The 9,157-nt window shown below is 63.0% G+C and carries 7 protein-coding genes; 6 read left to right on the top strand and 1 reads right to left on the bottom strand.

All coding sequences use genetic code 11. From position 1 onward, the window contains the following. Window positions 1-1,103 (bottom strand): glycoside hydrolase family 2 TIM barrel-domain containing protein (locus EOA28_RS14505; RefSeq protein ID WP_128314985.1); only part of this gene is annotated, 1,103 nt, incomplete at its 3' end. A 160-nt stretch (window positions 1,104-1,263) separates the two neighbouring features. On the opposite strand from EOA28_RS14505, the gene EOA28_RS14500 reads away from it, so the two are divergent. The 6 genes from EOA28_RS14500 to EOA28_RS14475 all read left to right on the top strand — a co-directional run. Continuing rightward, a complete protein-coding gene (locus EOA28_RS14500) occupies window positions 1,264-2,859 on the top strand; it encodes a hypothetical protein (RefSeq protein WP_127385971.1) in 1,596 nt (531 codons plus the stop codon). 659 nt (window positions 2,860-3,518) lie between these two features. Then, window positions 3,519-4,325, top strand: coding sequence for a glycosyltransferase family 2 protein (locus EOA28_RS14495; protein WP_127251842.1), 807 nt, complete (start codon window positions 3,519-3,521; stop codon window positions 4,323-4,325). A 5-nt stretch (window positions 4,326-4,330) separates the two neighbouring features. Next, the gene (locus EOA28_RS14490; RefSeq protein ID WP_127251843.1) at window positions 4,331-5,476 is read left to right on the top strand and encodes a glycosyltransferase family 4 protein; all 1,146 of its coding nucleotides are present in this window, start codon (window positions 4,331-4,333) and stop codon (window positions 5,474-5,476) included. Beyond that, window positions 5,476-7,455 carry a hypothetical protein gene (locus tag EOA28_RS14485; protein ID WP_127251844.1) on the top strand — a complete coding sequence of 660 codons (1,980 nt, stop codon included), beginning with the start codon at window positions 5,476-5,478 and terminating at the stop codon, window positions 7,453-7,455. Before EOA28_RS14490 ends, EOA28_RS14485 begins: the two co-directional genes overlap by 1 nt. Further along, a complete protein-coding gene (locus EOA28_RS14480) occupies window positions 7,442-8,200 on the top strand; it encodes a DUF1616 domain-containing protein (protein ID WP_127251845.1) in 759 nt (252 codons plus the stop codon). The genes EOA28_RS14485 and EOA28_RS14480 overlap by 14 nt, the downstream gene beginning before the upstream one ends. A gap of 14 nt (window positions 8,201-8,214) precedes the next feature. After that, on the top strand, window positions 8,215-9,157 hold a 943-nt coding region (locus EOA28_RS14475; RefSeq protein ID WP_128314984.1), incomplete at its 3' end, for a glycosyltransferase family 4 protein.

Raw genomic sequence — 9,157 nt, 5'->3', positions numbered from 1 at the left:
GGATAGTGTCCGCTGTCCTGCAGCGACACCAACCGCCACACCATCCAGCCGGCGCAATTGCGATCGCGCGTCACCGTATCGAGCCACATGGCGTAAGCGTCAGCCGCGTTCTTATTGGAGCGTGCATGGCCGAATTCCTCCATGAGCACCGGCTTATTGGCGCGGGCCGCGAGGTGGCAGAACTCGGGGATCATGTCGTTGAATTGCTCGATCGTGAGGTTGTAGTAGACCGGGTAGCCGTGCCAGGTCCCGAAATCGAGAGTCGGAATGGTCAAATCGGCTACCTTCGGGTCGAAGATGTTGGCATTCCCTGAGGTGACAAGGTGATGGGAATCGAGGGACTTCACATAGGCCGACATTTCGGCAGTCCAGCTCAACCGCAAGGCCTCTGGCTTTGCATTGCCTTCGTTGATCAGTTCCCAGGCCATAATGGTCGGGTCGTCCCGGTAGGCAAGTCGGGTGAGCGGGTTGACGCGCTCCACGACGTGGCGGACCCAAGTCCGGTAGTCCTGCTTCGTGCGTGGGTCAGTGAAGAAAAACGTCGCCTCGTCGTCGCTCCCATACCAGGCCCGCATCTGCTGGGCGCCGCCCGTGAAGGCCCAGAAATCCAGGAAGGCGATAATGAGCCTGAGGTGTCGCTTGCCGGCTTCGGCGATGAGGAAATCAACCTTCTGCATGCCGTTGGCGCCGTCATTGATTGCCATGCTGTTTTGACTCGGATCCCAGTAGAGCAGGTACGTACCATTGACTGCGAGATTGCTGGTTTCGCCTTCAAGCCGCCAATTCCAGATCGTGGGGACACTTCCGTCGAGCGACCCGATCACCGGTTGAAGGAAGACGCGGGCCACATTGGCGCCCATCGCCACCGCGTCGTCGAGAACGCGGGTGACCTCATTGTGCGAACCGAAGGTCAGATAGTGGTTGTTTACGCCGGTCACGAAGAATGGCTTGCCGTCCAACGTGAAGTTCGTTCCGGAAGTCTTGATGAAGGACGTTGCCGACGGATCGTTCAGTGTGCCGGCGATTGCCAGCACGGACGCGAACGCGAGTGCGCACAATCCGACATTGCGCAGCCAGTATTTCGCCCGTTGCCAGCCAGCCATCATCCCTGCATGTGGCTCTCGGCGGGCGCCGACTGCAACGGCCCCTAAGGATTACCTCCTCTGGCCTCACACAGCCCCGCATCAATAGGGCATAGTGTCGCTTGCCTGGGGCTGCTCGTCAAAGCTGTCCTTCTTCTTGAATTCCGCCGTGAGAACAGCAATGCGCATTTGCTTGAGTCTCGATCCGTCGCGGCTGCTTCGCTGGCATCTGTGGCTGGCAGAGGCGCTTGCTGAAGTGCCCGGCAACGATGTCTCCTGCGCCATCGCGGCCGGTTGCCGCCCGCTGCCGTTAGTCTTTCGGTTGCTGCTCGAACTCGAACGACTACTCTATGGCTACCGCGCCAAAGCTGTCACGGACTCCGTCGAGGCGGAGCTGCGATCCTTGCCGCCACCCCCGGCCGACCAGGTGGATGTGGTGATCAACTTGAGCGGCGAGGAGCCGCTCCCGTCGGGACGGCGCGTGCTCACTCCGCTCTTCAACGGGCTACCGGGCGAGATTGGAGTTATGACGGCATTGGCGAATGATCAGGACCTTCTCGTCGACCTGCACGACACGGCGCGCCCGTCGCAGCCTTGGATGGCACGTCCGGCCAGTGTGGACCGTAAAGTGTTCGCGGCGGGCCTCGACAGCGTTCTCTCCTGCGCTGTGGCGCTGATCCTAAAAGCCTTGTGCGAGAAAACCAGTTCAGTGCCGTGCGGGGTCCCCGGTCCACCGACGGCGGCGCCCCCCCTTGGCGCGCTTTCGGCCATTGCATGGGAGACTGGCACGGCGGTATCGAAGGCAATCGAGTTCTTGGACAGATTGTCGAGAGGCGGCAAGTCTTGGGGGATTGGCTGGCGCTTCGACCAGGTGGCGAGCCTGCTCGATAAAGGTCAAGCAGCTTTCAGCGTGGTTACTGGGGACACCGGCAGCTTCCTTGCCGACCCGTTCCCGTTCAGTCATCAGGGGCAGGACTTTATTTTCGTCGAACAGTACCTTTACTCAAAGAACCGGGGGTGCATCGCGGTCGTGACAGCGGACAAGAGCGGGGCCGCCGGCGCACCTCAGATCGTCTTGGAGGAGCCGCACCACCTCTCGTACCCGTTCGTGTTCGAGCAGGACGGGCAGGTCTGGATGATCCCCGAATCGGGCGCGGCAAGGAATGTCAGTCTCTACAGGGCGGTCGAATTCCCGTATCGGTGGAAGCGGGAGGCCTGCCTCCTGGAAGGCGTTGAGGGCTACGACACCACGCCGCTGCGCCATGAGGGCGGCTTTTGGTTCTTCGTCAGCCCAAGGTTGTGGAGGTCTACGTCCTGGGATGTTCTCAGCCTCTACCATGCCGCGAGCCTGACGGAACCTTGGACGCCCCATACCGCAAACCCCGTCCTGCTCGATGCCGCACTCAGCCGCCCCGCAGGCGCCGTTATCCGGCACGGCGGACGCATGCTACGCCCAGTCCAGAACTGCGCTCGCAGCTATGGTGGCGCGGTGACGTTTTGCCGGATCGATGCGCTCGACGAGTCGGAGTTTGCCCAGACCCCGGTTGGTGGCATTTCCTCCGGAGCGTTCGGGTGTCACACCTATAACCGCCGGTCTGGTCTGGAGGTGATCGACCTATTCGGTCATGTCCGTGGCTTGCGCCAGGTCACGACTTCGTATCGGCTGTTTGCGCCCGATGTGCCGCCCTCAGCGTCGTATGGGCGGCCCTTTTCTCGTCCGGAACAGTTAGCGTGGCCAGGCGGTCGTGCCCTCGACCCTTCTGGCGCGCAAGATTAAGGGGTAGCTCGGAAATCACGGCCGAATGAAGAAAGCGAGCCCACATGCGGGGCCCCGCGGCTTCTGGCCAGTGGCAATGTCGACGCTTCGCGCGAGGTTCATCGCGCCGGCAATGTTCGCTGCCTTCTACCCTGCTTGCTACGAGAGCCTGTCGTCCGCGGGATCTGGATCCCGGCCGCAGCTCGATGATTGTCCTCGCGGGCGAGGAACGCATCGCACTGCTGGCGTCTCCTCAGGTCTACCGGCGGCAGCGCCGCCGCCGCAGCCGCTGAAGGTGATCGTCCACTGCCGTGCGTCTGTCATGGCCGTTGGCGCGAGCTAATCCGAAGGGATAACCACAAAGAGCTAATCACCTATGGTGCCTTCTAACCATCTATTGAAGCTTCCATTGCGGCGTCGCATCAGCAATCCTTGCTCAACTCAGGTCAAGGAAGGTCAATTATTTCAGTCTCTCAGTCTAGTTTCATCTCATCTTTCGTCACGTCCGGGAGTCTCCATATGATTAACATAGCTGAACCCGGGGATATGGCCGCCATTCTGGGGCAGGTCCTTTCTGGGACCTATCATTCCTCCCATCATCGCGCCGGACACCTATCGGCAGTCTTGGTGCGTTTCCAGCCCGCCCCTTGGGTCCCATCGCTCGATCGTGCAGCGCTACCATGAATGCCGGTCTCTCCAGTGCTAGTGTTCTCGCCCCTGTCAGTGCCGTGTCGCCGCCTGACCCAATCAAGTTCGGGCTGCGGCAATCGTTGGCCCTACCCCGAGTCAGCTTCATCGTGCCGACGCTCAACGAAGCCGAGAACCTCCCTTGGCTTCTGCCGCGCATCCCCAGCTGGGCGCACGAAATCATCATCGTGGATGGCCGTTCGACCGATGACACGGTCGCGGTCGCGCGCCGCCTCCGCGGGGACGTAAAGGTTGTCATGGAGCCCCGCCGGGGCAAGGGTGCCGCACTGCAAGCGGGATTCCGGGCTGCCACTGGCGACATCATCGTCATGCTGGACGCTGATGGCTCCATGGTCCCTGAGGAGGCGATCGTCTTTGTCAGCGCGCTGATGGCCGGCGCGGATCTCGTCAAAGGTTCACGCTTTATCCAGGGCGCCGGCACCGACGACATGTCGCTTTTCCGGATGGTCGGCAACAGAGGGCTGACCCTATTCGTGCGACTCCTCTATGGCGGTTGGTTCTCCGACCTATGTTACGGATACATTGCCTTCTGGACCAGGCATGTCAGCACGCTCAATTGCGACTGCGATGGGTTCGAGATCGAGACCCTCATCAACGTGCGGGCCTTGAAGAACCACCTCAATATCGTCGAGGTGCCGAGTTTCGAAGCTTCGCGCATCAGTGGTGTGAGCCATCTGCGTGCCATCCCGGACGGTTGGCGCGTCCTCAAGACCATCTTGCGTGAGTGGGTGTACCAACAACACGGGCGGGGCGCGACAGCCTGTGATGACGGCGGGTAGGCCTGATGCGAATCCTGATGGTTGCCGCTCGCTGTTACCCCTTCATGGGCGGCACTGAAACTCACATCCAGGAAGTCGGACCCCGCTTGGTGGCGCGTGGCCATGCGGTCGACGTGCTCACTACCGATCCCTCAGGGGAGTTGCCGGTTGAGGAGGAGGTGGGCGGCATGCGTGTGCGGCGTGTCCCAGCCTGGCCAAGGGAACTGGACCTCTATGTGGCACCCGGCATTTATACCGCGATCCGGCGCGGGGCTTGGGATCTGATCCACTTCCAGGGTTACAGCACTTTCGTGGTGCCGATCGGACTGCTCGCAGCTGTGCGCGGGCAACTGCCGTTCGTCCTGACCTTCCACAGCGGCGGGCATTCCTCCCGGCTTCGCAACGCCATTCGCAGCACCCAGCATATGCTGCTCCGGCCGATGGTAGCCCGGGCCGAGCGGCTGATCGGCGTCTCCGAATTCGAAGCCGATTTCTTCAGCAGGAGGATGGGCGTGCCGCGGGAGCGGTTTGCCGTTATCCCGAATGGCGCCTCGATGCCGGCTCCGAGCCCCGGCGTCAAGGTCGATCCTCACCTGATCGTCTCGGGCGGCAGGCTGGAGCGCTACAAGGGCCATCACCGGGCGATCGCGGCCTTGCCCGCCCTGATCCGCCGGGTACCGGACGTGCGACTGCACATCGTCGGTACTGGCCCGTACGAGGGAGAATTGCGGCGCCTAGTCGCGACGCTCGGCCTTGAGAGGCGGGTCACAATTGCTGGTATCCGCGCCTCAGAGCGGCAGAAAATGGCAGATCTATTGGCGAGTGCCGCGCTGTTCGTGCTGTTCAGCGAATACGAAGCCCATCCAGTCGCCGTGATGGAAGCCCTGTCGCTGCGCCGTCCGGTCCTCGTCAGCGACACGTCCGGTCTGCGGGAGCTGGCTGCCAATGGTCTGTGTCGGGCGATTTCGTGCAACGCCGATGCGGGAGAGCTGGCCGCCGCCATGGCCGAGGAACTGGAGGCCCATCGGGAGGTCCCGGATTTGGCGCTGCCCGACTGGGATGCCTGCGCGCAAGCACTGAGTGACGTCTATTGTAACGTCCTGGGCAGCCGATCCACGGTCCGCTCAGCCCCCGGCGGCGTGACACCCTGGCCTCCCGCGACGAGGGTATGATGCTGATGACGCAGGCTCATTTCACCGCGAGAACCAGGATCAAACCACTCCAGGCCGGGATACGGCTCTTATCGGCCGTTATCGGTCCGGATCTTCACGGCGGCAGCGCCGATGCCCCGCCGCAACGGGCCAAATACGGTTGGATCGCGATACTGTGCCTGACCGTCGCAACGGCTCTGCTCCTGGTCGTGGCCGGGCACGCAACCGGGCGCCGGGGCTATGACGTGGCGCCCGCGCTCTTCTGGTCCGGTATGGTCCTCCTGATCGTTCCGACCAGCCTCCGCATCGCCTGGCCAACGACAGCCCGAGGTGAGCGCCTGTTCCTCCTGTTCCTGCTTGTCGAAGCTCTGTTCTATTGCAAGAAGGTCTATTCCCCGACGAGCTTCAGCGGTTACGACGAGTTCTTGCACTGGATCGCAGCCGACGATCTCATCACGGCCCGCCGGCTGTTCCTGCCCAACCCGCTTTTCCCGATCGGGCCAACGTATCCCGCCCTGGAAATCTTGACGACGGCGATCGTCGATCTGACGGGACTGCCCTTGTTAGTGGCGGGAACGCTCTTATTGGCCATCCTCAAGGGCACGTTCATCGGTGCCCTGTATCTGTTCCTCGAAAGCATCGTCGGATCGCCGCGTATCGCAGCTATCGCCTGTCTGGCCTACATGGGCTGCTCAACCTTCTTCCTGTTCGACTCAAGTTTCTCCTACCAGAGCCTCGGCATCGTGCTGTGTGTGCTGGCTTTCGCGGTCGAAGCGGCGTCCAAGGATCTTGTCGGGCGACCGAGGCTGAAGTCGCTCGGGCTGATAGCCTTGCTGTTGGCAAGCCTCGCGGTCACACATCACGTCTCGGCCGCCTTCGCCGCCATCTATTTCGGAGCGTTGGCGGGTCTCGAAGCTTTGCGCCGTCACGATCCCATGCGGATTGAGACCAGGATCGGCGTGGGTTTCACGGCGATCTTGGCCATAGCCCTGCCGTTCCTGTGGATGCAGTTCCGTGGCATCCCACTCGCAGGCTATCTCGGCCCGGTGATCGGGGCCGGCTTCCACTCATTGATTGGCATGATCCTTGGCACCGCCACCCCGGCGACGGAGCATCTTCAAGCGCCGGCCAAGGCCCTCTACCTGCAACTGACCACCTTGCTGGCGCTCCTGCTGCTGGCACTCGGACTGGCAACAGGATTCTTTCGGTCACTTGCCATCGCAGCGCTCGGTGGTGCGCGGCCGCCGGGTTGGCTTCCGATCCGGGACATTCTCAAATGCCGCTGGCGTGACAGCCGCGTCCTGCTCCTCACCTTGCTGGCCTTCGGGCTCCCGGTCTCCGTGGCCTTCCGACTGACCAGCGCCGGATGGGAAATCGGCAACCGCATGGGAACGTTCGTGTTCATCGGCGTTGGGCTGGTCGTCGCAGTGAGCATCGTCCACTTCTGGCAGGGCCGCGCGCCGCACGGGTGGCGCCGCATCGCGCCGACCCTCGCTCTGGCGGTCATCGTCCTGGGCGGCGTCGCGAGCGCCTCGATTAATCCGATCGATGGGCGCTATAGGGTGGCGGCCGATCAGGAATCAATCGAGCCCATGGGGATCGAAACGGCACGCTGGGCCAAGCAATGGCTCGGCGCGGGCAACCGCTTCATCTCCGACCGCATCAACAGCATTCTGCTTGCGAGCTACGGCCGGCAGGACGTCAGGGTCAAGATCAGAGAAGGCATCGATTCCGCGAGCATATTCGAGGTCGACACATTGGGGCCAGGGGAGTTCTGGGCCTTGGCGGGAAGCAACATCGATTTCCTGCTGGTTGACCGGCGCCTGAGCACGGCTCCGCCAGTGCTCGGCTTTTACTTTCAGCCGTGGCAACGGCGGCAGGGAACGCCGATCTCGGGTGCAGCGCTCCTCAAGTTCAATGACGTCAAGGGCGTCACCCGCGTCTATGACAATGGCTGGATCGTCATCTACGACGTGAGGGAATTGCATGAGAACCATTAGCAAGCGGGGCCTTCTGGCCGCCTGCCTTTGGGCGGGGGCCGCGGTGGCGGCCGTTGCTTTCAGCGACAGCGCGCTCCTCCGGGTTGCCCTCGGCGCACCCGTGGTGTTCCTCGTCCCAGGCCATACGGTGTTGCGGGCCATTGGCGTCAGCACGACCTCCGCGTTGCAACACATCGTCTACGCGGTCGGAGCAAGCCTCGCCGTCGGCATCGCCGGGGGCTTTGCACTGAACGCCGCAGGCTCCCTCACGCCGCTCGGCTGGGCGCTGTGGTTTTGGACCGTGACGGCCGCCGCGGCACTGGTGGCCGCCGTCCGCCGCGACACTCCCGATCTGCCTGCTTGGCCGGCTTTGGCGCGAGTCCGGGTTTGGCAGGGGGCCGTGCTCATGCTAGCGGTGCTTGTGGCGACTGGGGCCTATGCGTTTGCTGTCCGGGACGAAGCGGCCCACCGGGAATTCAAATACACCGAGTTCTGGTTGTTGCCATCAGCCAGTGGCGAGCAGGGCCGGATCACGGTTGGTATCAGGAGCGCCGAAACCCAAACTCAGCGGTTCGACGTGGAAATCACCCTTGATGGGCAACCGTTAGCGGTTTTCCGATCGGTCGCCGTCGCGCCGGGCGGCACCTGGGCGCAAGAAATCCCGGTGCCCGTCGTAGCAATCCGCCAAAGGGCCGAGGCCAGGCTCTATCGACCGCAAGACAACCGGCTCTATCGCAGCGTTTCGACGCTAGTGCCGCGCATCTAAAATGAGGCTCGATCATGCGCATCCTGCTGCTATCGCAGTTCTATCCTCCGGTAATCGGGGGAGAGGAGCGGCACGTCCGCAATCTGGGCGCGGCGCTGGCGCAGCGAGGCCATAATGTCAGTGTCGCGACCTCGAGGCATTCCGGGTCGCCCGAACCCGAGCTGGACGGCGCGGTCCGCGTGCATCGCTTGCGCGGCACGCTGCAGCGTCTGTCTGGCCTCCACACCGATCCCGAGCGCCGCCATGCACCGCCCTTCCCGGATCCCGAACTGGTGTTGGGTCTGAAGCGGGTGGTCGCCCGAGAGGAGCCGGACATCGTTCACGCCCACAACTGGATTTACGCGTCCTTCCTGCCGCTCAAAGCGCTGAGCGGGGCGCGCCTCGTGGTTACGCTCCACGATTACGGCCTTGTCTGCGCAAAAAAGAACTTCATGCACTTGGGCGCGGATCTCTGCAGTGGCCCGGCGCTGGCGAAGTGTCTGCCGTGCGCCGCAAAGCACTACGGGGCGGTGAAGGCAGCCGCGACCACCTTGGGCAACTGGGCGTCGAGCTTCGCAGCTCGGCGCGAGGTGGACCGCTTCATCGCGGTGAGCCACGCGGTGGCGTATCACAACGGACTCACCCAAGGCCGTGCCCCCTACGAGGTCATCCCCAACTTCGTGCCCGACGATGTCGGAGCGCTTGGCCCGGAAGATCCCTGCCTGCGGGAGCTGCCCGAGGATGAATTCATCCTGTTCGTCGGCGACATGGCACGTCTCAAGGGCATTGATGTTCTCCTGCAAGCCTACACGGGGCTGAAGCGGGCGCCGCCGCTGGTCTTGATCGGGCGGCGGGCCGCAGATACGCCAACCGAGTTTCCGCCGAACGTCCGGGTCTTCGGTACGTGGCCGCATTCCGCCATCATGCATGCATGGCAGCGTTCACTGTTCGGCGTGCTGCCATCGGTGGGGCCAGAAG

Source organism: Mesorhizobium sp. M2A.F.Ca.ET.067.02.1.1, assembly GCF_004023285.1.
GTDB lineage: Bacteria > Pseudomonadota > Alphaproteobacteria > Rhizobiales > Rhizobiaceae > Mesorhizobium.
Note: the sequence above shows the minus strand (reverse complement) of the source record. Positions and strands in the feature narration are given on the sequence as shown.